Annotated in this window: 20 protein-coding genes and 3 tRNA genes; 19 read left to right on the top strand and 4 right to left on the bottom strand. The window is 42.0% G+C overall.

The features are described from left to right. Positions 1-193: 193 nt before the first annotated feature. The 3 genes from HXT23_RS01790 to HXT23_RS01800 all read left to right on the top strand — a co-directional run bounded on the left by HXT23_RS01790 (position 194) and on the right by HXT23_RS01800 (position 3249). The gene (locus HXT23_RS01790; RefSeq protein ID WP_016636133.1) at positions 194-1078 is read left to right on the top strand and encodes a bifunctional methylenetetrahydrofolate dehydrogenase/methenyltetrahydrofolate cyclohydrolase; all 885 of its coding nucleotides are present in this window, start codon (positions 194-196) and stop codon (positions 1076-1078) included. A 174-nt stretch (positions 1079-1252) separates the two neighbouring features. Continuing rightward, a complete protein-coding gene (gene rpsA / locus HXT23_RS01795) occupies positions 1253-2758 on the top strand; it encodes a 30S ribosomal protein S1 (RefSeq protein ID WP_004130522.1) in 1506 nt (501 codons plus the stop codon). Positions 2759-2919: 161 nt separating this feature from the next. After that, positions 2920-3249 carry a TM2 domain-containing protein gene (locus tag HXT23_RS01800; RefSeq protein ID WP_016635741.1) on the top strand — a complete coding sequence of 110 codons (330 nt, stop codon included), beginning with the start codon at positions 2920-2922 and terminating at the stop codon, positions 3247-3249. 142 nt (positions 3250-3391) lie between these two features. Here HXT23_RS01800 and HXT23_RS01805 read toward each other — a convergent pair whose 3' ends face one another. Next, positions 3392-5536 carry a sialidase family protein gene (locus HXT23_RS01805; protein ID WP_422112989.1) on the bottom strand — a complete coding sequence of 715 codons (2145 nt, stop codon included), beginning with the start codon at positions 5534-5536 and terminating at the stop codon, positions 3392-3394. 564 nt (positions 5537-6100) lie between these two features. Here HXT23_RS01805 and HXT23_RS01810 point away from each other — a divergent pair. The 5 genes from HXT23_RS01810 to pyk all read left to right on the top strand — a co-directional run bounded on the left by HXT23_RS01810 (position 6101) and on the right by pyk (position 13554). Beyond that, complete coding sequence (locus HXT23_RS01810) at positions 6101-6625, top strand: GNAT family N-acetyltransferase (RefSeq protein WP_004113147.1); 525 nt, start codon at positions 6101-6103, stop codon at positions 6623-6625. A gap of 55 nt (positions 6626-6680) precedes the next feature. Next, positions 6681-7352, top strand: coding sequence for a dephospho-CoA kinase (gene coaE / locus HXT23_RS01815; protein WP_422112990.1), 672 nt, complete (start codon positions 6681-6683; stop codon positions 7350-7352). Between the two features lie 80 nt (positions 7353-7432). Then, positions 7433-9547: an excinuclease ABC subunit UvrB gene (uvrB, locus tag HXT23_RS01820; protein ID WP_422112991.1), complete on the top strand. Its 2115-nt coding sequence runs from the start codon at positions 7433-7435 to the stop codon at positions 9545-9547. A gap of 512 nt (positions 9548-10059) precedes the next feature. Then, on the top strand, positions 10060-11673 hold the full coding sequence (locus HXT23_RS01825) for an InlB B-repeat-containing protein (protein ID WP_422112992.1): 1614 nt from the start codon (positions 10060-10062) through the stop codon (positions 11671-11673). Between the two features lie 441 nt (positions 11674-12114). Next, positions 12115-13554: a pyruvate kinase gene (gene pyk / locus HXT23_RS01830; RefSeq protein ID WP_032813212.1), complete on the top strand. Its 1440-nt coding sequence runs from the start codon at positions 12115-12117 to the stop codon at positions 13552-13554. A 286-nt stretch (positions 13555-13840) separates the two neighbouring features. On the opposite strand, the gene HXT23_RS01835 is transcribed toward pyk, so the two are convergent. Further along, positions 13841-13914 (bottom strand) — tRNA-Leu (locus tag HXT23_RS01835). A 290-nt stretch (positions 13915-14204) separates the two neighbouring features. Between HXT23_RS01835 and HXT23_RS01840 the strand changes: the two genes are divergently transcribed. The 6 genes from HXT23_RS01840 (at position 14205) to HXT23_RS01865 (ending at position 18323) form a co-directional block, all read left to right on the top strand. Then, positions 14205-14277 (top strand) — tRNA-Arg (locus HXT23_RS01840). 67 nt (positions 14278-14344) lie between these two features. Further along, complete coding sequence (glmU, locus tag HXT23_RS01845; protein WP_422112993.1) at positions 14345-15754, top strand: bifunctional UDP-N-acetylglucosamine diphosphorylase/glucosamine-1-phosphate N-acetyltransferase GlmU; 1410 nt, start codon at positions 14345-14347, stop codon at positions 15752-15754. Positions 15755-15799: 45 nt separating this feature from the next. After that, complete coding sequence (gene rsfS / locus HXT23_RS01850) at positions 15800-16273, top strand: ribosome silencing factor (RefSeq protein ID WP_422112994.1); 474 nt, start codon at positions 15800-15802, stop codon at positions 16271-16273. Positions 16274-16282: 9 nt separating this feature from the next. Beyond that, positions 16283-17104, top strand: coding sequence for a histidine phosphatase family protein (locus HXT23_RS01855; protein ID WP_016635859.1), 822 nt, complete (start codon positions 16283-16285; stop codon positions 17102-17104). A gap of 179 nt (positions 17105-17283) precedes the next feature. Then, on the top strand, positions 17284-17805 hold the full coding sequence (locus HXT23_RS01860) for a LytTR family DNA-binding domain-containing protein (RefSeq protein ID WP_016797538.1): 522 nt from the start codon (positions 17284-17286) through the stop codon (positions 17803-17805). 68 nt (positions 17806-17873) lie between these two features. Further along, positions 17874-18323, top strand: a complete 450-nt coding sequence (locus HXT23_RS01865; RefSeq protein ID WP_422112995.1) for a DUF3021 family protein — start codon at positions 17874-17876, stop codon at positions 18321-18323. Between the two features lie 181 nt (positions 18324-18504). On the opposite strand, the gene HXT23_RS01870 is transcribed toward HXT23_RS01865, so the two are convergent. Next, positions 18505-18909 carry a pyridoxamine 5'-phosphate oxidase family protein gene (locus HXT23_RS01870; RefSeq protein ID WP_422113073.1) on the bottom strand — a complete coding sequence of 135 codons (405 nt, stop codon included), beginning with the start codon at positions 18907-18909 and terminating at the stop codon, positions 18505-18507. Positions 18910-19355: 446 nt separating this feature from the next. Here HXT23_RS01870 and HXT23_RS01875 point away from each other — a divergent pair, with 446 nt between their 5' ends. The 5 genes from HXT23_RS01875 (at position 19356) to HXT23_RS01895 (ending at position 24164) form a co-directional block, all read left to right on the top strand. After that, on the top strand, positions 19356-20351 hold the full coding sequence (locus HXT23_RS01875; RefSeq protein WP_422112996.1) for a DMT family transporter: 996 nt from the start codon (positions 19356-19358) through the stop codon (positions 20349-20351). Between the two features lie 103 nt (positions 20352-20454). After that, positions 20455-21663: a hypothetical protein gene (locus tag HXT23_RS01880; protein ID WP_422112997.1), complete on the top strand. Its 1209-nt coding sequence runs from the start codon at positions 20455-20457 to the stop codon at positions 21661-21663. 110 nt (positions 21664-21773) lie between these two features. Continuing rightward, a tRNA-Ala gene (locus tag HXT23_RS01885) sits at positions 21774-21846 on the top strand. A gap of 151 nt (positions 21847-21997) precedes the next feature. Next, a complete protein-coding gene (locus tag HXT23_RS01890) occupies positions 21998-23257 on the top strand; it encodes a Na+/H+ antiporter NhaA (RefSeq protein WP_016635853.1) in 1260 nt (419 codons plus the stop codon). Positions 23258-23312: 55 nt separating this feature from the next. Continuing rightward, on the top strand, positions 23313-24164 hold the full coding sequence (locus HXT23_RS01895; RefSeq protein ID WP_020973430.1) for a TIGR00730 family Rossman fold protein: 852 nt from the start codon (positions 23313-23315) through the stop codon (positions 24162-24164). Between the two features lie 26 nt (positions 24165-24190). Here the strand turns inward: HXT23_RS01895 and HXT23_RS01900 are convergent, their stop codons facing one another. Then, entirely contained in the window at positions 24191-25366 is a 1176-nt protein-coding gene (locus HXT23_RS01900; protein ID WP_422112998.1) for a succinate dehydrogenase/fumarate reductase iron-sulfur subunit, read from the bottom strand. Positions 25367-25486: the final 120 nt, after the last annotated feature.

Raw genomic sequence — 25486 nt, forward strand, 5'->3', positions numbered from 1 at the left:
AAGGCTCTTTGCAAGTCTTGTTGTAGCTTTCTTATGCAATACAAATACCATTCTATTATAATATTCAGTTATTAACAGTTGTGTCGCGCACTTCGATACCTCACGATAGCCTATCCATGAATTATTTATGCGATTTGTTAGATAAGTTAAAATTGCTATGTGTTAAATTGTGCTGATAGTTGGGAAGTGAATCATGGTTGTTGTATTAGATGGAAAAGCGCTAGCTGCAAGTATTAAAAGCGACTTAAAAAATAGAGTAGAAAAGCTTAAAGAAAAAGGCATTAATCCAGGGCTTGGAACGCTTTTAGTTGGAAGCGACCCTGGCTCGCTGAAGTATGTTGCTGGAAAACACAAGGATTGCGAAGAAGTGGGGATTCGCTCAATCCGCTGCGATTTGCCAGAAGACGCTAGCGAAGACGAAATTCTTAAGGACGTAAATCAGCTTAATAATGACCCTTCTTGCACAGGTTTTATTGTGCAATTGCCTTTGCCAAAGGGAGTTGATTCCCAAAAGATTATTGAGGCAGTAGACCCTGCAAAAGATTGCGACGGAATGCATCCATATAATTTGGGCGAGCTTGTTATGCATATTTCGGGAGATATTGTTACGCCTTTGCCATGCACGCCGCGAGGAATTTTGGCGCTTTTAGACGCTTATAACATTGATCTTGAAGGCAAAAATGTGTGCGTGCTTGGGCGAGGAATCACGGTTGGTCGAACAATCGGGCTGCTTCTTACGCGCAGGGGAGTAGATGCAACTGTAACATTGTGCCACACGCGCACGCGCGATTTGCATGATATTATGATGCGATCCGACGTTATTATTGCGGCAATGGGCAGCGCTGGATTTGTAAAGCCTTGCGATGTTAAGCCTGGAGCCGTGCTGGTTGATGTTGGTGTATCGCGCGTTTTTGATGAAGAAGTGGGAAGGTATCGCGTAAAAGGCGATGTTGATGTTGCTTGTAGAGAAGTAGCGGGAGCGTATTCGCCAAATCCTGGCGGAGTGGGACCAATGACTCGCGCAATGCTATTGGCTAATGTTGTTGACATGGCTGAGCGAGCAGCAAGCGGCGAGTAAGTTGCAAGTAAGTGGCAAGTAGTAAATATCAAATACTGCGACACGCCCGAAGTAAAACGGCGATTTTGGCTATGCCTATATATAACATTGACAGAGCGCGTGCATAGTGCGCGTGCATAAATCATAATTTAATATCGAGTAATATCCACCCCAAGAAGAAACCACTAATAAGTAATGGCAGAGAATAATAACGAAGTCGCCAAGGTTGCGATTAATGATATTGGCACCGAAGAAGACTTCATCAAGGCAGTCGATTCAACCATCAAGAATTTTGACGATGGTGATTTAGTTGAAGGTACAGTCGTAAAGATTGATCACGACGAAGTATTGTTGGACATCGGCTACAAAACTGAAGGTGTAATCCCTTCCCGTGAACTTTCCATCAAGAAAGACGTTGATCCAGATGATGTTGTTGAAGTTGGCGACACCATCGAAGCCCTTGTTGTAACTAAGGAAGACAAGGAAGGACGTCTTATTCTCTCCAAGAAGCGTGCACAGTATGAGCGCGCTTGGGGTGACATTGAGAAGATCAAGGATGCAGACGGCATTGTTGAAGGTACCGTTATTGAGGCTGTTAAGGGCGGCTTGATTGTAGACATCGGTTTGCGCGGCTTCTTGCCAGCTTCCCTCGTTGAAATGCGTCGCGTTCGCGATCTTTCCCCATACATTGGCCAGAAGATTAAGGCTAAGATTCTTGAGCTCGATAAGAACCGCAACAATGTTGTGCTTTCTCGTCGTCAGTTCCTCGAGGAAACCCAGTCCGAAGTTCGCGAGACCTTCCTCTCGCAGCTTAAGAAGGGTCAGATTCGCGAAGGCGTTGTGTCTTCTATCGTAAACTTCGGCGCGTTTGTTGACCTCGGCGGTGTTGACGGTCTCATTCACGTTTCCGAGCTTTCCTGGAAGCACATCGATCACCCATCCGAGGTTGTTAAGGTTGGCGATAAGGTTACCGTTGAGGTTCTCGACGTTGATCTCGACCGCGAACGCATTTCCCTCTCCCTTAAGGCAACTCAGGAAGATCCATGGCAGCGCTTCGCTCGTACCCATGTTCCTGGACAGGTTGTTAAGGGCAAGGTCACTAAGATTGTTCAGTTTGGTGTGTTCATCTCCGTTGAGGACGGCATCGAAGGCTTGGTTCACATTTCCGAGCTTGCTAACCGTCATGTAGAGAACCCAGAAACTGTTGTTAAGGGTGGCGAAGAAGTATTCGTTAAGGTTATTGACGTAGATCTCGATCGTCGCAGGATCTCGCTCTCCTTGAAGCAGGCTAACGAGGCTGTTGATCCAAATTCTGAAGATTTCGATCCAGCTCTCTACGGCATGCCAGCTGAGTATGACGAAGAAGGAAACTACAAGTACCCAGAAGGCTTCGATCCAAACACTAACGAGTGGATTGCTGGTTACGAGCAGCAGCGCGAAGAGTGGGAAGCACAGTATGCAGCAGCTCACGAATTGTGGGAGCAGCACAAGGTGTTCGCCGCTAAGGAACTCGCAGCTGCAGCAGAATCCGCAGCCGCTGATGGTCAGAGTGAAGAAGCTGAAGAAAAGAAGCCAGCTAAGGAAGAGAAGAAGGAAGAAGTTGCTTCCAACTATTCTTCTGAGGCAGCTAACGAAGGTGCTTTAGCTGATTCCGATCAGCTCGCAGCTTTGCGCGAACAGCTTTTGAGCGAAAAGAAGTAGTTTCTACTTTCTAATAGAAGCTTATTAACAATTGCCCTGGTGAGTAATCATCGGGGCAATTTTGTAATTAAATATAGGTACAATTAATTCTCTTTTAAGAATCATGATTATATGATGCTTTTAAATATTAATCATAATTATTAAAAGGATTGGTGAAGATTATGAGCACGTTTGACAACAATCAGCAAAATGCTCAGTTCCCTTCGTACGATGGGAATATTGAGGAGAACACTAAAGCAACTTTAGTAAGCTCGCGCAATAAAATTGTTGCAGGTTTGCTAGCGATTTTCTTAGGCACATTAGGTATTCACAATTTTTATCTTGGTTTTAAAGGAAAGGCGATTGCACAGCTGCTTATTTCTGTTCTTTCTTTTGGTTTCCTGTTGATTATTACGGGAATATGGGCATTGGTTGAGGGTATTTTGATTCTTTGCTCAAAGCCTGGAACTAAGTGGCATCAAGATGCTGATGGTGCTGAGTTAAAAGACTAAAAATAAATATTTAGTATTAAGATTTATAAGTAATTTTACAAATAAAAGATGCGTTTTAGAATTCAATTTCCAAAACGCATCTTTTATTTTTTATGCCTGAAACATTAGAACAAATGAATAATATAGCAAATACACTTATTCTTTAATATTTCATATTTTTTAATTTCATTAATGCTGTAGAGATAGCTATTAATAGAAGCATTAAAGCATAAGGAATAGTTGTGTTGATTCCAGTTTTTTGCATCATTCCTCTATTATTTGCTAACGCATTGCCAGATTTACTATAACGCTTATCATTATTTTCATTATCAATGCTGTAATTATCCTGTTTTGCTTTTGAAGAGTAATGATAATTCGTTCTGGAATCGTCTGTATTAGAATAATCCTTTCTGTAATTTTGAGAATATTCTTTATCTATGTTAAATGTGCTGCTATTCTGTTTGTTGTTATTCTTATTTATCTCCTTTTCAGATTGTGTTGTTTCAGGATCTTTTCCTGTTTGTGTATCAGTATGTGATTGATTGTTAGGTAGAGGATCTGTTTGAGTACTAGAATTTTTAGTTTCACTTGCAACATTTAAAGTTATAGTCGTTTCAAATGATAATTCTGTGCTTGAACGATCTTGATTTTTGTTTGCAGACGCAATACGAATTTTTGCAGTAAGTTTATCTCCAACTTTTGCTGTTTTTGGCACTTCAATTTTCAAAGGAATATATGTAGTTTTATTTGCTTCGATTGTTACAGAATCGCTTGATGCAGTAAAATCACTTGTGTTTATAGACGTAACTTTAATGTTTTCATATTTAGTACTCGTAGGATTTACCACAGGAAGATTTATCTCTTTGGTGGATAGATTAATTTTAGTTGTGGAACCTAAGGTTATGTTAGGACGTATACTTAACCAGTCAGCAGAAATTCTCGTATACATTATGTCATTATTATCGCCCTCATATAGGAGACCATAACCGCCTCCTGCTTTTTGGCTTAAAGCTTGAATAGTGGAGTAAGCCATTGCACCATTCTTGAATCCCTTTTCTTCTGTCCAATTTTCTCCATCATTATATGAGACACGTATCAAACCATTTTCTCTTCCAGAACCAGAAGAAGATGAATATAAGAGGATTTTAGCTGCATCAGATCCGATTGGAGCATCTGGGAATGCTCTTGTTATTTGAGCGTTATTACCTGGATCTGGCAGTGTCTCATCTTTGTATGCTTTACCATACGTTTCTCCGCCATCATTAGAAAAAGCAATGATTCTATGATTATTTGCACCACCTTCATGCGGTCTAGAGTTTAACATAATTCTTCCATCAGAAAGCTCTACAACCTTATTTTCATCCATATGGCTTTGTTCTTTACCTAGTCCAACTGGATTTCCAGCTTTCCAAGTTACTCCATGGTCATCAGAGTATACAGATACGGCTTGCCATTTCTCATTGTTTCTTTGCACACTTCCATTGGAACTGTTTACTATTGCGTATTGTTGTATTAAACGACCTTTATATTTTCCGTATTTTAGTTGAATACCATGCCCAGAAGTAGCAAATCTAGCTCGTTCATTTTTTGGATATTTAGTTATGTCTTTAGTTATAACTTTTGGCTCACTCCAAGTTAAACCGTTATCTTTTGAGCAAGTAACAGCAGCGTCTAAAATATGTCTATCACTTTTATCTGTACTAGCTGTAGAATCCCATACGCCACCATCGTATGATTTTACGAAGAATAAGAAAATATTGCCTGTTTCTTGGTCTACAACATATGAAGGGTCAGAGAATCCATATTTATTTGAGAGTCCATCTTTATTTGAGTTTTCTTTTCCTTTTGCTACGATTTGTATTTTTTCAAAAGTTTTTCCACCGTCTTTAGATATTCTTTGAACAATAGAATTTGGATTAGGGGCATCAGCTGCACCATTTGGTCGATAATCCCAAGCTGTAAGAATCCAACCATTGTTAGCTTCAGCTATTGCAGGTATTCTATAATAAGGTTTTCCAGTTAGTCCTTCCACAGTTTGACCTATTGTTGCTAATCTAATAGGATCCCCGTCTTTTCTAGGCCTTGGAACTGGATTAATATTTGTAACTTTTTCGCCAATTAATTTTGGAGTAGATATAACTTCATTACCATTTGCATCTTTGCTAATTTTCCAATCGGTTGACGGAGTGAAACCTTTTTCTTTAATGTCAGAATTCTCTGTTATATGGAATCCTTGCGTGCATGATACAGTTTTTCCTGGTTGTAGATCTCTCCATCTACAGTTACCATTATTTCCTTCAACGGCCACAGCAGTGAGATTACTTTTAGTTGGCCAAACAGTCACATTGTGATTAGTATTATTTGTGTAAGTCAGCTTATATCTTAGCGTATCCCCAACTCGAACATCATTTTTTAAATCATCCGTACGTGTAATCGTAAATGTTACTGGTTCAGTTTGTTCGGGGGGGGGGTAGTTGCTGATGCTACACCTATGCTAAGTGACACAATTGTTGCAGATGTAAGAATTGCTGAGAAAATATTTTTGCAAACTTTATGCGCTGTTCCAATCATTATATTCCTTTCTTCATTGAAGGCGTATAAGTAATTACCTATAAATTACATCTTTGTCTTTATAGTTTGCGAGAACAATTACCTCGTATCTGTAGATTCTAAATCATTCATATGACATGTGACGTATGTTGAATTTTATGATAAAAAGAAGAAATTATATTGATTAAGTGAATATAAGCGAAAATATTTCGAAAATAATAATTAGTACTTATATAACGATGGTTATGTAAAATCAAATATGCATATGTCGATTAAATATGTTGTGTTGTAATACGGATAGTAGCTTGTATAAAGGATTTTTATGAAGAACATTGAAATTAAAAAATTAGATTATTTAGAAGCCAAAGATAATATGAATATAATTTTAGATTTATATCTAAAAGCATTCCCTAAAGAACTGGATCGTATAGATAATGTTCGTGAGCGCATATTAGATAGTTTGAAAGATAACAATAGTGCGCTTTTACTTGTTGCTACAATGAATAATCGTATTATCGGTGTTTTATATGGCATAGAATTATTACAAGATAATTGGTATGCGAATCAAATTAAGCCATTTTTATCAGAAAATTATGATTGGTACAATCAAGGCTTAGAGCTAAATGAGTTGTTTGTAGATCCTGAGTTTCAGCATATAGGCGTTGGCAGTGCGCTTATGAAGAAAGTCGAAAATCTTAAATTATATAAAACAATAATTTTATCTACAGAAAAAGATAATAATGTTGTTGCTTTAGATTTTTATAATAAGCTTGGATACAGTTTATTAACCGATAATTGGAAATCTTATTACGGGTCTATTTACTGCGTGCTATATAAGAAGTTTTAGTTGGGTCAATTAAAACTTACGTTATTGTGAGAAATGTATCGTTTATAATCAAAATATGACAATGATGCGGATTGCGGTAACGGGCGGAATTGCAGCTGGAAAATCTACAGTAGTAAATCATTTGCGTTCGCTTGGCGCGTTTGTTATAGATTACGACGTTTTAGCGCGTAAAGTGGTGGAGCCGGGAAGCGTAGTCTTGCGGAAAATCGTAAGCATTTTTGGGGAAGATGCTGTTAAGAATGATGGCTCTTTAAATCGCGAGTTTATTGCAAAGCATGTTTTTGGAGACTCCTACGAGAGTTGTGAAAATCGTAAGAAGCTTGAATCTATTATTCATCCTGCTATTTATGATTTAGCGAAGACTTTAGAAGTTGAGTATATAAGCGAATATGTTAATAAAATTTCTGAAGAAAATCACAGTGCGCTAGGCAGTATGAGTTCGATTATTGTGCACGATATTCCGCTGCTTGCACAAGTAATTGACAGCATTCCATTTAGTTTTGACTATATTATTACAGTTGAAGCGCCTAAAGATGTTCGCATTGCGCGAATGATAAGCGAGCGCAAAATGAGCCAGAATCAGGCGAAGCAGCGCATAAATAATCAAGTTGAAGAGATTGAGCGCAAAAAAATCGCGGATTTTGTGGTTGATTCTACAAAGCCTATGGAAGTTATGCTTAAAAACGTTGATTCAAAAATTAAAAAGTGGATGAGTAAGGAGCATTAGATACCGCGCGGAAAAATCGCAAGCAACCGCGCGATTGTTAGGCTTTAGTAAAATAAATAAAATGCTCTTGGAGAAAAATAATGTCGAATAAAATTCAGCGCACAAACAAGCCTTTTGTAGTAAAAGCGCCGTATGCGCCTTCGGGCGACCAGCCGCAAGCAATCGAAGAGTTAGCAAATCGCATTGAAAACGGCGAAAACGACGTTGTTTTAATGGGCGCAACTGGCACTGGTAAAACTGCTACAACCGCTTGGCTGATTGAGCGTTTGCAGCGGCCGACACTTATTATTGAGCCGAATAAAACATTGGCAGCTCAGCTTTGCGCGGAGTTTCGCGAGCTTATGCCAGATAATGCTGTGAGCTATTTTGTGTCTTACTACGATTACTATCAGCCAGAAGCGTATATTCCGCAAACAGACACGTATATTGAAAAAGATTCGAATATTAACGACGATGTTGAGCGCCTTCGTCACGCGGCTACAGCGAATTTGCTTACGCGCAGGGATTGCGTTGTTGTAGCTACTGTTTCTTGCATTTATGGACTCGGTACCCCAGAGGAGTATGCCGAGCGAATGCTTATGCTGAGTGTTGGGGAGACGCTTGAGCGAGACGATTTATTACGTCAATTTGTTAGCATGCAATACAAGCGCAATGACATTGCGTTTACGCGCGGAACTTTTAGAGTGCGCGGAGATACGGTTGAGATTATTCCAGTTTACGAAGAATTAGCTGTGCGAATTGAGTTCTTTGGCGACGAAATCGACAGAATTACAATGCTGCATCCGCTTACGGGGGAAGTGATTCGCCAGGAGAGTAGTGTTCATATTTTCCCAGCGTCTCACTATATTGCGGGTCCTGAGCGCATGGAACGCGCGTTAGAGGCGATTGAGAAAGAGCGCGACGAACGAGTTGCGCAGCTTAAAAAGCAGAACAAATTGCTGGAAGCTCAGCGTTTGGAAATGCGAACTACGTACGATTTAGAGATGCTTCGCCAAGTTGGAGTATGCCCAGGAGTGGAGAATTATTCGAGGCATTTTGACGGACGCGCGGCAGGTACGCCTCCGCATACGCTTCTTGACTTTTTCCCAGACGATTTTTTGCTTGTTTTAGATGAGTCGCATGTAACCGTGCCGCAAATCGGAGCTATGTATGAGGGAGATGCTTCGCGCAAACGAACGCTTGTAGAGCATGGCTTTAGGCTGCCTTCGGCAATGGATAATCGCCCGTTAAAGTGGAACGAATTTTTGGAGCATGTTGGTCAAACTGTGTATCTTTCGGCAACACCTGGAGATTACGAGTTGGGGCTTTCGGATGGAGTAGTTGAGCAGATTATTCGCCCAACTGGTTTGCTGGACCCTAAGATTGAGGTTAGGCCTGTGGAAGGGCAGGTTGACGATTTGCTTGCGGAAATCAAGGCTAGAGTTGCAAAAGATGAGCGCGTGCTTGTTACTACGCTTACAAAGAAAATGGCGGAAGACTTAACTGATTACTTTTTGGAGCTTGGTATTAAAGTTGAGTACTTGCATTCGGATGTTGATACTTTGCGCAGAGTGGAGCTTTTGCGCGAGCTTCGCGAAGGCAAAATTGATGTGATTGTTGGCATTAATTTGCTTCGTGAGGGCTTGGATTTGCCAGAAGTTTCGCTTGTTGCGATTTTGGATGCAGATAAGGAAGGCTTCTTAAGATCTTACCGTTCGCTTATTCAGACGATTGGTCGCGCTGCTCGTAACGTTTCGGGAACTGTGCTTATGTATGCGGATAGCGTTACGGATGCTATGAGCAAGGCGATTAGTGAGACGGAGCGCCGCCGCGAAAAGCAAATCGCGTATAACAAGGCTCACGGAATTGACCCTAAGCCTTTGCGAAAGAAGATTAGCGATGTGAACGACATGCTCGCTAAAGAGGATGTTGATACTCAAACTTTGCTTGCAGGCGGTTACAGGAATGCTAATAAGGCTGGGAACTCGCATTATGGCGTGCCAAAAGAGCCGAATCTTGGGCAGCAAAGCAAAGAAAAGCGCATGGCGAATATTTCTGCCTTGCCGCAAAGCGATATTATGTCTTTGATTAAGAATTTGAGCGAGCAAATGCATGTTGCTGCGCAGCAGTTGCAATTCGAGCTTGCAGCGCGTTTGCGCGACGAAATACGCGATCTTAAAAAAGAGTTGCGGCAAATGGATGAGGCTAGCAAGTGAGCATAATTAATCGTGAGTTAATCGTGAGTTAATCGTGCGAAATTTAGTTATGTTATGTGAGTGATTATTGATTATCTCTGTTTTTGATATGTCTTTGCATTGATAGAGAATCAGCCGTGGAATATTCTAAATTTTGTTAATGTGAAAAAATAAATTTATTTTATTTTTTTTTTTGAAAAATACTTGACAAAAGGATTGAGAGAGAGCATGCTCAGACAGACAGACAGACAGACAGACAGACAGACAGACAGACAGACAGACAGACAGACAGACAGACAGACAGACAGACAGACAGACAGACAGACAGACAGCGTGATTTTGTCTTTTTTGTAACATAATTTTTTACAATTTTCACCACTCTATACATTATTTATTTTGAATTCGCACATATGAGTGGTTCTGCGCATATTTCTATACATTTTTGGCCTATAGATCTATATTTGCGCTGTATAAATTTTTGAATTTAATAAAAAATTATTATTACTATAATCATTAATTTGGTTGGGAATAAAATGAATAATAAAATAATAAAAAAAGTTATTAGTTTAGTAGTTGCTTTTATAGCTGCGATTGGACTTTTTGCAGGAGAAGTGACAGCTCAGGCTGCTGAAGATAATAATGCGAATAAGCATCCTTTACGCATATCTATGAATTATGCAGCAACATTAGGCAAAGGTCATGCAACGCCTGGAGCACTTGGACAGCTTAGTAATGAAATGGAAGCAATGTGGAAGAATCTTCCTATAACAGTTACTGACAGCCAGGGGAAAGAGCTTGAAGTTCAGAAAGAATTAAATGGTCACTGTGAACGCACTGTTGGCAATTTTGCGAATGGCGAAAAAGTAACTATCAAAGTTGATACTTCAAAGCTTCCTGATGGCTATAATCTTTCTTGGGAGTCTGATTATACGTATCCTAAACCAACTAGAAATTATGCTGAATTTCAAGCGGTAGTTGATAACAGTATGCCTGTACGTATTTCGCTAAATCAAATGAAGGTAAAATTCGACTTGAAGGGCGGAAGTATTGACGGTAAATCAGATGCAATCATGAATACTGTAAAAAAAGATAATACGGTTGATTTTCCAGCTGATCCAACAAAAGATAATTTAGTATTTGGTGGATGGTATACCGAGCTACCTGATACTGATTCGTATAGAAAACAAGGAGCTGTTGGTAGACGCTACTACTGGAATAGCAAATCGCCATTTTCTGATTATAGTCGTGATTGGATGCGATGGAATGATACCAATCTAGACCCATTGTATGACGGCATATTTTTACTTCGCGCGCAGTGGAATGCTTGTGCGACTTTTAACGCCAATGGAGGAGTGTTTAATAATAAGAATGAAAACACTAAAGACGAAGTAACTATAGCTGGTAAAGAAATTACGCTTTCTCAAGCGCCTACTCGCGATGATTATCAGTTCTTAAACTGGGTAGATGCTGCTGGTAATACATACAAGCCTGGTGATACGTATACTTTGAATGCTAATACCGTGTTTACTGCAAAGTGGAAGCAGATTCGCAATACGGTTACATTCAAGAACGGCGATAAGACTCAAACGGTAAAGGTGGAAACTGGTAAGGCTATTGATACGGATGCGTTTGCTGACCAGTCCATGCCGAAGAATCCAACGAAGGATGGTTATACTTTCAAAGAGTGGAATACTAAGGAAGATGGTAAGGGTGCAGCATTTACTGGCACAACGACTGTTGATAGTGATTTGACAGTATATGCCATCTTTACGAAGAATAAAGGCAGCGATGATGGTGGCGATAATGACGACAGCAATGGCGGCGGAATTGTTGAACCAGATTCAAGCGATAATCCTGAATTAAATGTTGGAGGCGGCAGCGTCAATAACAATAGAACGTTAAACGGTGCTGCGAACGGCTCGGCAGACGGTGTTGAAAATGGTGCAGCTGCCAATGTAAACGGTGTTGAAAACAGAAGTGGTTCCGCTAAGTCGCAGACTGCTGGCACGCGCTCTTCTGGAGTGCTGCCAAATAATGGCGCGAATGCTTCTGGTGCAACTTTTGCATCCTTCGGCGCTATGGTGCTTGGCATGTTTGCAGCTTCTGGATCTGTGCTAAATCGCAAGCGTGCTAAGTATTTGCGCTAGTTTGCGCTATTGTGTAAGTCATAAATAAATTAAGGCGGGCACTGGTTAAACGGTGCTCGCCTTATCGTTTTGTGTTCCTTATTGTTTGTGCGTATTGTCGTTTGTCTTGTTCGTGCGGTTTTTTTGAGTGTGATTTTTGCGCTTTTTGTCAGTTATAACTTATAAATTATCGATTTTGCTTTTAAGTTTCACTTGTATGCGATAATCGTTGTGTGAGTGCTGTTGATTGTAAGTCGATTGTAAGTTAATCGCGTATAAATAAGTTAGCGTGACTAATCGCAAGTTAAGAGTGATTAATCAGTGAGCGCAGCTAGTCATGTTTAATCGTAGTAAATAAATAAGTGCGAGTTTTGCCTATAGGTCACAATTTGCTGGTACACTATTACTCGGAAAGTGGGTATTTTCCCATTTAAAAATAAACAAAGGAAACAGGCAGGCATTATGAGAAAAGCCAAAATTGTTGATACTATTGGACCAGCTACCGAATCGTTAGAGGGCATTACCAAGCTTGTTGAAGCTGGCATGGATGTTGCTCGCTTAAACCGTTCGCATGGCACTCCTGAAGATCATTTGCGCGTTTACAACAATGTGCGCGAAGCTTCAAAGACCACTGGTCGTAATGTTGCTGCTCTTGTTGATTTGCAAGGTCCAAAGATTCGTTGCGGCTGGTTCAAGAAGAACGCTGAAGGCGAAGACAAGGTTTATTTGGAAGAGGGCCAAGAGTTCGTTATTACAACAGACGATATTGAGGGTGATGAGCATCGCACTTCCACAACCTTCAAGGGTTTGCCAGGAGATTGCCACGCAGGCGATCCAATTTTGATCGATGATGGCAAGGTTCGTCTTGAGGTTACCAAGGTAGAAGGCAACGACGTACACACTAAGGTTGTTGTTGCTGGCCCAGTTTCTAGTCACAAGGGCATTAACCTTCCAGGCGTTGCCGTTTCTCTTCCAGCATTGACCGAAAAGGATGAGTCTGATCTTCGTTGGGCTATTCGCACGGGTGCAGACATTATTGCAATGTCGTTCGTGCGTTTTGCTACCGATATTGATCGCGCTCACGAAATCATGGACGAAGAAGGCCGCCGCATTCCAATCGTTGCAAAGATTGAGAAGCCACAGGCCGTTGCAAACTTGGAAGAGATTGTTAAGACCTTCGATGGCATTATGGTTGCTCGTGGAGATATGGCAGTGGAGATGCCACTTGAGCAGGTTCCACTCGTTACCAAGCGCTGCATTGAGCTTTCTCGCCAATACGCAAAGCCAGTAATCGTTGCTACCGAAGTTCTTGGATCTATGGTTAACTCTCCAGTTCCAACTCGTGCAGAGGCTTCTGATTGCGCTAATGCTGTTCTTGACGGCGCCGATGCAACTATGACATCTAACGAGACTGCAGTCGGCAAGTATCCAGCAGTTACCGTTCAGACCATGTCTCGTATTTCTCAATACGCTACTGAAAACGGTTACGATCGCATTCCATCTGTGGAGCTTGACATGTCTAGCACGGGTGCAGTTTCTTCTGCAGCTGTTGACTTGGCAGACAAGCTCAACGCTAAGGCGATTGTTGCTTACACGCAAACTGGTCGTACCGTTCATCGCATTTCTCGTGAACGCCCAGCTGCTCCAATCTACGGCTTGACCAACAATGAGCACACTTATCACTGGTTGGCTTTGAGCTGGGGCACTGAAGGCTTCTTGATTAGCGAGGACTACCATGATATGAACCGTCATGATCTTATGATCTTCACCGACAAGGTTCTTCGTGAAGCTGGCAAGGTTGAAGACGGCGACAAGATTGTTGTTTTGAGCACTGCTCAGGGTGAGCGCCAGGCTGGTCGTACTGACTCTATTTACGTTCACACCGTTGGTGCTTGCGATTAATCGCTAGTTGATTGCTAGTTGATTGCTAGTTAATCGTTAGTTTTCTAAACGCGCATCCTTTTGGGTGCGCGTTTTTGTTTAGCGCGAATCGCGTGATTTCTCACGCTACGATTTAAACTCAAAGTCGTCGATTCCCGCGTTTGTTTACCATTTGAGTCAAAAAGGGAACAAACGCGGGAATGAAAGCGACTGCAAGGATTATGTGTGTCGTTTGTGTATTGTGAAAAATCGCGTGAGAGAGAAGATAACAAAAACGCCGCTTAGCATGTAAGCGGCGTTGTGCACGTGCCCCCGGTGAGACTCGAACTCACACTGCACAGATTTTGAGGCTGTTTCCTCTACCAATTGGGATACAGGGGCATCTTAAATTATCCGCGTTTTAACGCGACTTGATGACTATACCACATTTTGTAGAGTAATCAAATATACCGCGTGTTGCGTGTAAGAAAGCTAGTTGCGTGTGTGCGGAAAAATCGCAAGCAACCGTGCGCCAAAAACCCAAAGTAAAATGCAATAAATCAAAACGGAATTAAAACGGAATCAAATATCACAAATAAGAATCAAAACGGAATCAAAACAGAAATATTAATTTGCAAATTATTTAAGATTGGGTGTGTTGGTGTAAGAATTTTGGTATAATTGCAACTTGCGCCTCTGTAGCTCAATGGATAGAGCAACGGCCTTCTAATCCGTTGGTTGCGCGTTCGAATCGCGTCGGGGGCACTTTGCTTTGCTCTTATGTTTGTGTTGAAAAATCTTTCGGCACGTATTATGCAAATAAGGAGCGCATGTGGAAAATCATAATGTAGCCGCAGCAATAATTCTGGCAGCAGGTGATGGGACGCGCATGCGTTCAACAACGCCGAAAGTGTTGCACAAGTTTGCTGGAAAAACATTCTTAAATCGCGTAATGGACGCAATGGCAGGCGTAAACCCTAAGGAGCTTGTCGTTGTAGTTCATGCTCAAGCGCAACGGGTGTCGCAAGCAGCACAAAGCTACAACAACGCTGTGCGGATTGTAAATCAAGACGATAAGCCTGGAACTGGCAGGGCTGTGCAGTGCGCAATGCAAGATCTTAACGAGGCTTCAAAACAAGAATGCGGTAATGCGCTTAAAGGGGCTGTGTTAATCGCAGCAAGCGATATGCCACTTTTAGACACGCAAACATTGCAATCATTAATCGATTTTCACAATAATCAAGGCAATGTGGCAACTGTTTTAACCGCTGTTTTAGACGACGCCACTGGCTACGGGCGAATTGTGTGCGGCGAAAATGGCGATGTTTTGCGCATTGTTGAGCACAAAGACGCTAATGCAGAAGAGCTTGCGATTAAGGAAGTGAACACATCTGTGTATGTGTTCGACGCTGCAGTGCTTAGCGATGCTATAGAAAACCTTGATTCAAAGAACGCTCAAGGCGAGTTTTACTTAACAGATGCGCTAGAGCACGCTCGCGCAATGGGGCGTGTTGGAGCAATGGCGGCCGCAGATTCGTTGATTGTAGAAGGCGTAAATACGCGCGTTCAGTTATCTGCGCTTGCAAAAGCATACAACAAGCGCGTTTGCGAAAAGTGGATGCTTGAAGGCGTGACTATTTTAGATCCAGATACTACGTGGATTGAAGACGATGTTGTTTTGCAAGAAGATGTTACGGTTCTTCCAGGCTGCTTCTTGCAAGGGCATACAACTGTTAAAAGCGGCGCTGTTGTAGGGCCGTACACTACGCTTATTGATGCGCAAGTAGATGAAGACGCGGTTGTGGAGCGCTCGCGTGTGCAGGAATCGCATATTTGCCGCGCTGCAAACATTGGGCCGTGGACGTATTTGCGACCAGGAAATGTGCTTGGCGAAGAAAGCAAAGCTGGCGCGTTTGTGGAAATGAAGAAAGCGCATATTGGAAACGGCACTAAGGTTCCGCACTTGAGCTATATGGGCGACGCTGATTTGGGAGAGCACACGAACATCGGCGGTGGAACGATTACAGCAAACTACGACGGCGTGCATAAGAATCACACGACTATTGGCTCTAACGCGCATGTTGGTGCAGGAAACCTGTTTGTAGCTCCAGTTACTGTTGGAGATGGAGTTACAACGGGTGCAGGCTCTGTTGTGCGTCACGATGTTCCAGCGGATTCCATGGTGTATTCAGAAAATACTCAGCATGTTGTAGAAGGCTGGAAGCCAGCTTGGGAGCGATAGTTCGCTAGTTCGATAGTTTGCTAGTTCGATAGTTAAGGAGAAACAATGGCAGCTTTAGAAAGCTCTGTTAACGCGATTAGGATTGCTGCGTCTGCAGCCGATAGGTTAAAAGCCACTAATTGCCAGGCTTTTGACGTTAGCAATCTGCTTGGAATTACAGACGCCATGCTGGTTGTTTCTGCGTCTAACGAGCGTCAAGTCTTAGCTGTTAGTGAAGAAATCGAAAAAGACTTGTATTTAAAAGACAACAAGCGCAAGCCAATATCTAGAGAAGGCTTAGAACTAGCACAGTGGATTTTGCTTGATTTTGGCGACTTTGTGGTTCATATTATGCACGAGGAAGCGCGCGAGTTTTATCGCCTTGAGCGTTTGTGGAATGATTGCCCTGCAATTGATTTGCAACTTCCAGAGCATAGTGAGAGCGATGCGAACGACGATGATGGAGATAATGGAGATAATTCAGATAATGGCGATTATGCCTATGATGCACAAAATGGCGATCAAGAGTCTGAAAGGTAGCGCAAGATAATGGTGGATTTTGTTGAAAGCGCAACACAAATTGCGCATAATGCCAATAAAAACAGCGCTCACGAAGGTATTGCGCGTTCTGTAATGCTTGTTCGCCATGGTCAGACGCCTTATAATGCTCAATTTAGACTTCAAGGCATGATTGATATTGCTTTAGATGAGTCTGGAATAGACCAGGTGACTCGCTCTGGCAAGGCTTTGCGCGTGCTATTTGGAGCTTCCGACTTAGAAGACCCAAAGAATCCAAATAGCCAGGAGCACGTGCGCATTACGCCAGAAGAAGCCGATGCAAGTTTTGTTGCCATTGTTTCGCCGCTTATTCGCGCTCAGCAGACGGCTCATGCTTTTGCAGATAAGATTGGTCTTAATGTGCATGTTGAAGATGGCGTGCGCGAACGCTTTTTTGGCGAGTGGGAAGGCCTTAATCGCCAGCAAATTAGCGAAAAATGGCCAGAAGATTTTAAGGCTTGGGTAAAAGGCGAAGGTGGAGAGCTTAATCACGGTGCAGAAACTAAGCAAGAAGTTGGCGAGCGCGCTGCGAAAGCTGTAGAAGATTGGGCGCGCAAAACTGGCTCAGACCGCGATTTACTAGTGTTTTCGCATGGATCTTGCCTTTCTCAAACTGTTCATAAGCTTCTTGGATTAGACAAGGTAGATCCTTCTTATAAGACGATTGGCGGAATGGGAAACGGCCGTTGGGCGCGTTTAATTCCAAGCCTTAATGCGGATGGCTCAATTCATTGGCGTTTGGATGCTTACGATCAAGGTCCTGCAGCCGACCCTACAAGCCAGCGTCTTATTCGCATTTGGGGTGCAGCTTAAGCAGCATAATTTCTCCTTTTTTGCCGCTTATATTCCTAAAACTACCGTTTAGCGGTTTTGTAAAGACAGATTATTTACAGTGCCGTATAGTCAAAATTACAAAACAGAAAGCTGGCAAAAGCTAAGAAAAGTTAGCAAAAGCTAGTAAACGCTAACGGTAGTATACGAAAGGGGGCCTGATGAAAGTAACGATTGCTATTGTGCCGCCAGAAGAAGAGCAGTGCGTTCAATTGTCAGTTCACAATATTGACGATAACCTTAAACGCATTATAGCCAATTTGCAAAGCATTGATTCTAAAGATGCAAAATCAAGCAATGCTGAAAATAATACTGATATTGCTGAAAATAACACTGCGAATGCGGCAAATAGCAATAATAATTCATTCATATATGGTTATATTAATGATTCGATTATTGTTATGCACGAGCCAGATGTGATTATGATTTGCGTAGAAAATTCGCGTGTAATAATTCACAGTGATAAAGGCGAGTGCGTTTCTTACAAGCGCCTAATGGATTTTGACAATCCGCAATTCGCGTCGTTTGTGCGCATATCTAAATCCGCAATCGTGAACTTAAATCGCATTGTTCGAGTCGATCCAGGATTCGGCGGAAGTATGAGCGTAAAAATGGACGACGGAAGCGTTGAGTGGATTAGTCGCAGATGCTTGAGCTCGTTCAAAAAGCGCTTGGGAATGTAGTTTTAAGCGTATTTTTAATACTAATTTTTAATACTAATTTTTTAATACTTAAAAAGGAAGCGATTATTATGGAAAAGCAAGTTACAACTTTTGGTAAAACAATGGTAAAAAACATTGTTAAAGGCATTGGCATAGGGTGCACTATTTTTACAGTAATGTCTTTTATTTCAAGCCTGTTAGCACATAGCGCGGTTGGAAACAGAATTGCATCTTATGCTGTAGCGTCGTTTGTTATAGGCATAGGATATGGAGTGTTCGCTATTTTTTGGTCGAATGAACGCATGTCAAATCTTGCAAAGTTCGTTTTTGCGCTAGTTCCGCCAATTGCTATTCAATTTATTGTGTCTGTGATTGTTGGGTGGATTTCATTTAAAGATGATCCAGCGGTGATTTGCGGATGGATTGCGTTCACTGTTATTTTACCGATTCCTATTGCTGCAATAATTTATTACTTCGAGAAGAAGAAAGCGGAAGAAATGAACGCTAGATTGCGCGAATTGCGTAAAGAAAGCAAGTAAATTAGTGACAATTAAATAATTTGAGTAAAAATTTAAGTAAATAAAATAATCAAATAAAAATTGAGTGGTGTTCATCTTCGCCTTTGAAGAAGAACGCCACTCGCTATTCTAAAACGCGTCATAGAATGGTCATAATTTATTCGGCGTTTTGCTAGATTTTTGTTAAGAATTAGTATTTTGACTAATCTTTAGCAATCGTCTTTCCAGCATTAGCTCCAGAAGTCAAATCCTGAATCTCATTAATCTCCATAACAGGAACAGCAGCAGGCTTCTTTGTACCCTTTTCTTCTGCAACGCGAACCTGCTCTTCGTAAATCGCGTCATCCGTGTGAAGTGTAACAGTTCCGCGGAAGCGATAGCCCTTCTTTTCTGCCAAATTTGCAACAGCAACAACAAGCTGGCTGCCGTCTTGCAAGTTCTTAAAATGCTGACCTGCAGTGCGCTCGTGGTATGCAAGATGATTATCGTCTAGAACAAACATCGACATCTTTGGGCCAAGATCAAGCTCGCCATCTTTGCTAACTGTTGCAATCCAAGCCAAATTGTTTTCAATAAAAGTCTTCATATCTTCGCTAAGAGTTGCCATGTTGAGTCCTTTCTTCAACTGATTATTGTGCAATCGCGCAATCATATGATTATGATTCAATCACTTTTAAGATTACGCGCAATCGTGCATATAAAGGCTTAAAAATCGATGCATTTTTGTAAAAATGCGTAAACTTGTGACATAAATCACTAATTGCACAAAGTGCGCGCTCCGAATTGCCTTCGCGCGCTACGCTTTAAGCGCGAAGGCAGGTTTGAGCGACTACAAAGTCATGTGTTGTAAATCATGAATCGTAAATATTAAGGCAATAGTGTGCTATCAAGTGCTGATTTCGCAATAAAGTAGTAAATTTTCCGAAGGAACGCCAATGGGTTGTACTTTTCTTGTTTTTGTGGCTATTCTATAAAGTTTATAAGGCAATTTAGCTAACTTAAAGAAAAATTTAATGCTATAGACTTGTTGTTTGCAATAATGAGGGGAGTGACATGAGTGAAATAAATAGCGCTGTTCAACCAAGGCAGAATAATCGAATTACCGTAAACATTGCGCGAATCATGTTGCTCTTATGCGCCGCAATTTGGGGCGGAAGCTACGTATCGTCTAAATACGCTCTAGAGGTATTCACTCCGCAATGGCTTATGGGTGTTCGCATGCTTGGAGCGTGCATAATAATGGGCGTGGTTTTCTTTAAGACGCTTCGCAAAAATTTTACTAAAAAGCTAATAATTCCTTCGCTTTTAACGGGCGTTACATACTACGCGTCTTTAGTTACGCAAACAGAAGGATTAAGGTGGATTGACCCAGGCAGAAGCGCTTTTCTTACAGCTGCATATTGCGTTATAGCGCCATTTTCCGCGTGGATGATTATTAAAAAGAAGCCAACGCTTTTAGGAATTATTGCTGCTTTAACATGCGTTGTGGGCGTTGGATTCGTTGCGCTAAAGCCAGGCTTGCTTGTTCTTACGCTTTCTCACGGAGATGTTTTAACTCTTATTTGCGCGGCTGTTTTTGCGTTTAACTTAACATACTTAGCGTATTACTCTAGGCAGTACAATCCCGTTGCTTTAACATTCGGCCAGTTTAGTGTTTCTGGAGTTCTATTTTTGTGCGGAGCTGCAATAAGCGAGCCTTTGCCTAACTTTAATGCCGAAGATAATTGGATTACGTTTACAAACATGTTCTATCTTATAGTGATAGTAACTGTTCTTGCTCAAGTTATTCAAAACTACACGCTGATTTATCTTTCTACAGCTAACGCTTCTGTGATTATGTGCACAGAATGCTTGTTTACATTGCTATTTTCTAGCATTCTTTACAATGAGCGAGTAACAAGCATGGCTTTTGTTGGATTTGCGTTGATTTTTGCTGCGATTTTGCTTGCAAGTTTGGCAGAGCATATTGAGCTTATAAAAGCAAGAAAAAAGCAGAGCGCTTATAAATCTAAAGCAGAAGTGGCATCTGCGCCAGCATCTACAATCTAAGTAGTAGTCAATTTGAATACTAATTAGCGAATATTTTGGTGATTACTAATTTGTGCATATTGCTTAGTGAATAGTAGTAGATAACGATTTTTAAGGTGTGCTTGTGAAGAACTTCTTTAAGGGAATATCATTTACGCAAGTTCTAGCTGGCTCTCTTGCAGCTGTGACGGCGTTTTTGCTTTCGTCAAAAATTGGTATTGCGGGGTCTGTTATTGGCGTTGCAATAGGTTCGATTGTCTCTGCTGTAGCATCGCAACTTTATCAAAATGTTATTCACGCGTCTTCTAAAAAGATACAGTCTTCTTCTGCGCTAAAGTCAGGTTCAAGCCGCTATGAAGAAGATGACACTAAAGTGGTAAATAATGCGCGTTTTATTGCATTAGAGGATGATATGCCTAAAGAATACGAAGTTTACAATAATATGATTGATTCGAGCAAAGAAAAACAAGCTAGAAGAGTTGTTGCAATGGCTTCTAATGCAAATGTTGCAAATGTTGCTGGCGATTCTTCACGCGATGTTGATTCTTTAAGTTCGCAAAGCGCAAAATCGGGGGAATCGCAAGCACTTAATGCCGAAAGCACGAGTGTTATGGAATTATCTTCCTTAAGAAAACTGAAAGAAGAAGATAATGAGCTTTCGGAAGGAGACGAAGACTCGATTCTTACTCTTAACGACGCTAAACGCGCATTAGGCGGCAGAAGTGATTACGCAAATAGTGAAGCGAAGTATAAGAAGCTTACGATTGTTATTGCTATTTTGAGCGCGCTCGCGGCTGTTCTTCTTACTGCTGGCATTGTGCTTCTGTTTACTCAAGGAAAGGGCACAGATAATTTAGTGCCTTCTGGCCAAAATACCGAGCAGGATAATGGCCAGAATCCAAATAATCAAATGCGGCAAAATAGCCAAAATAATGGCGTTCAAAATCAAGATAAGAACTCTCAAGACGCGCAAAAAGACTCTCAAGATGCGCAAGACAGTAAAGACAGTAAAGACGGCGAAGACGGCAAAGACGGCAAAGAAGGAAAAGATTCTTCGAGCAAGAATCCTAGTGAAAAGCAAGATAAAAAGACTCACGAGGGATCTTCCTCCTCTTCTTTAGATTCAAATGAGTCTAATGCAGGTTCTGGCGAGCAAAGCTCTGGAGATTCTGGTGTTTCTGGAGCGGATTCTGGTGCGCGAGGGTCTAAAGGCGATTCTTCGGTTTCTGGCGACTCTTCGTCTTCGTCGTCGCTTTCATCTAACGGCTCGAGTGGTGGATCTGCTGCACAACAAGGCGAATCTGGCTCGCAGCAATCAGGCGGCGGCGAATAGTCGGCGAATAGAAATAGCTGCCAAAATGCTGTATACGACACGCCGAGTTTGGTTGGCAGCAAAATCTGTTGTATTCTATCAAAGGTTCGTTTGAGCTATACAACTAAAACGGGGCTATGGCGCAGCTGGTAGCGCATCTCCATGGCATGGAGGGGGTCGGGGGTTCGAATCCCCCTAGCTCCACAATTTGAAACGTCACTTCTAATCGGAGTGGCGTTTTTGTTATATTTCGATACGTATCTTATATACTTGTAAGTCCTAGTGCATGTAACGTATTTTGCACAAGCATTCTAAACTTAAAACTTAACTTAGAACTTATAGGAGATAATTCAGCATGTTAAAGCGCGCGTGGAAAGTGGCATGCAAAATAGCCAATAATGAGCGTACGTCTGGGTTGATCATGCTCGGATTTGCTTTAGCTGGATTAATGCTTGCAAATTTGCCATTTGCGTCGCCTATTTTTGAAGCTGTTTCTCACACGCAAATCGGAATTCCATACACCAACATTCACATGTCGATTAGCCACTGGGTTCAAGACGGCGTGCTAACTATTTTCTTCCTTACAGTTGGTTTAGACTTAAAACACGAGCTTATTGCAGGATCCCTTAGAGACCCGCGCGCTGCAGCAATGCCAATGATTTGCGCTGTTGGCGGCATGATTGTTCCGCCGATTCTTTTTGTTGGAACTGTTACAATATTCTCGGAGTTGCACGCTGGTCAAGAGATTATGCGACTTACTTCTGGAGCGCTTCCGTCTTTAGAAATGGTTCGCGACGGTTGGGCTATTCCTACGGCAACAGATATAGCATTCTCGCTGGCTGTTCTTGCTCTTTTTGCTAAAACACTTCCTAAAGCATTGCGCGCATTTTTAATGACTCTGGCTACAGTTGACGACCTTCTTGGAATTGCGTTAATCGCAGTGTTCTTCTCTTCGCTTAACGCATGGTATTGGTTTGTGGGCGTTGTTTTATGCGGATTAGTATGGACTATGCTTGTGCGATTAAAGCGCGTTCCATGGCCTGTTGTGGCGCTTGTTGGCTTGCTTGCATGGGTTATGATGTATCAAGCTGGCGTTCACCCAACTCTTGCAGGCGTAATGGTTGGTTTGCTAACTCCTGCGCATCTTGTTCACGGCGAAAAGTCGCTTAGAGCCGAAAGGTATCGCCAGAAAATTCAGCCTTTGTCTTCTTTGTTTGCACTTCCAGTTTTTGCGCTTTTTGCAACTGGAGTTCATTTTGAAACATTGACTTGGCAGCTGTTTTTGTCTCCAATACTAATTGCGATTACGATTGCGTTAGTTGTTGGAAAGCCACTTGGAATTATGATTACTGCTTGGTTTGCTAAGAAAGTTATTGGCTTGCGCGTTCCAGACGATTTGCGCGTTCGCGACCTTTTGCCTACAGCATGCGCGTGCGGAATTGGCTTTACTGTGTCTTTGTTAATCGCTTCGCTTGCGTACAGCGACGCGGACCTTTCGGGCGAAGCGCGATTCGGCGTACTAGTGGCGTCTATTATTGCGGCTGCTGTTTCTGGATTCTTGCTTGCAAAGCAATCGAATCATATGGAAGAAGAATTAGACGATATTGAAGAGTGATTTAGAGTGATTTAGTCTGTTTTTAATTGCGATTAGAAGGTTTTAGAGGTGACTTATGGTTTCTAATAATAATTTAGGTAATTTAGATAATTCTGGTAAATCTGATAATCCAGATAATTCTTGCGACTTGCGCGCGCAAAGCGAACAGAATTCACCTTGGAAAGACACGTATTACAGCGGTGCGGTAATGATGCGCGGACCAATGATTCCTAAGGAAAGCACAACGGAAACGCTGTTGCAACACGATTTGCCTAATAGCGATTTGCATAATAATTACGCGTGGCAAGGCCTTGACCCTTGGCGAGTTCTTAGAATACAAGCAGAATTCGTGGATGGCTTCGACGCTTTGGCAAAACTTGGATTAGCTGTTAGCGTGTTTGGCTCTGCTCGCATAAAGCCAGATGAGCCAGAATACAATAGCGCTCGCATAATGGGCAAAGAGCTTGTAAAACGCGGTTTTGCGGTGATTACGGGTGGCGGCCCTGGAATTATGGAAGCGGCCAATCGCGGAGCGGCAGAAGCTGGTGGAACAAGCGTGGGGCTAGGAATCGAATTGCCTCACGAGCAGGGCTTAAACAAATGGGTAAATCTTGGAATGCAATTCCGCTACTTTTTTGTTCGCAAAACAATGTTCCTAAAGTATTCTTCGGGAATTATTGTGTGCCCAGGCGGTTTTGGCACAATGGACGAGCTTTTTGAGTCGCTTACGCTTGTTCAAACGCATAAGGTTTCTAAAATTCCTGTTGTGCTTTTCGGCAGTGAATATTGGAAAGGCCTTATGAATTGGATTGAAACTACAGTTAAAGAAAGAGGACTTATATCGTCTTTTGACCCTAGTTTGCTTGCGATTACAGACGACCCTCTAGAAGCTGTGCGAATTGCAACTGGAGACAAGTTTATTAATTAGCTTTGGCTAGTTTTTGTTAGTTTTGGCTAGTTTTCCTTCACTTTGCGCTCATTGATAAGCGTTGTAAGTTGCCAAATTTCTTCTCCAACGTCGATTCCGCGTGGGCATTGCCTGGAGCATGCTCGCACGGATTGGCACGCGCTTATGCCGTCGCTAGAATCCGCCAAGTCTAATCTTCGATTAGTGGCGTTATCTCTAGAATCATTAATAAATCGCGCAGCATTTATAAGCGCTGCAGGTCCAATAAACGCTTCTCCGCCTGCATAAACTGGGCAAATTCCTTCGCACACGCCGCACATTATGCAATTGCTTAAAAGCTCAAACTTTGCAAGCTGCTCTGGGTGCTGCAAAAACTCAATAATCGCAAGTTTTCCGCTGCTGTTTCTTGTTTGAACATCTTGCGCTTGCAAATATGGCTCAAGTCTTTTAAGTTGCGCAATCATTGGAGAAAGATCGCAAATAAGGTCTCTTTGAACAGCAAAGCCAGAAAGTGGCGCAACCTCAATAATGCCAAAGCTTCCATTTTGGATTAGTGAAGATATCTCTTGAGATTGCACTTGCGGATTGTGATTTTCATCGACTGATGATGTTGTAGCTAGTGTTGCGGAAGCTTGCGACTTTACGCTACCAGTTTTTCTAAAACCGCTTGATCTAACGCCTTGATTTTGCGGGTTTTGCGTATTTTGCCTAGCGTTTTGAGCGATTGTGGCTGTGCAAAGTAAAGTGGGTATGCCGTTTACGTTTGCAGCATCCGATCCGCAAACGCCGTGACCGCAAGAGTATCTAAATGCCAAAGTTGGGTCTAGTGTGCGCTTAATTTTAAGCAAGCAGTCTAAAATCGTGTCGTTTTTGCGCGCACGAATCGTATAATCTTGAATCCAATGATTTCCGCTTAATGGTTTAGCTGGTAAATCGCCAGAATTTTGCGCCTGGAATGGGCTACTTTTGCGCTTTTTTGCAAAAGGGCTTTCTCGGCGCCTTCTAACTAAGCCAGGGGAGTTAGTGGAGGAGATTTGTGTTGAGTTAGTGGTTGAGCCAGTGCTTGAGTCGCCAGCAACCGCTGAGTCGCCAGCAACCGCGGAGTCGCAAGAACCGTCATTTGGAGTAAAACGAGATACGCGAAAAGTCACAAAAGCTTCATCGCTTGTAGTGCAATCTTGATTAATGGAATGCGCAAAGTTGCGTCTAAAATCGTCAACCATTTGCGCATACCTCCAATTCGTATAATTCTAGTTTGCCATAATACTTGCACAGAAATACTTGAGCGATTACATAAGTGGCAATAAGTAGCAAAAATGTTGGCTGCGCCTAACGTTAGGCTT

This window comes from Gardnerella sp. DNF00257, assembly GCF_049262745.1.
Classification (GTDB): Bacteria; Actinomycetota; Actinomycetes; order Actinomycetales; family Bifidobacteriaceae; genus Bifidobacterium; species Bifidobacterium piotii.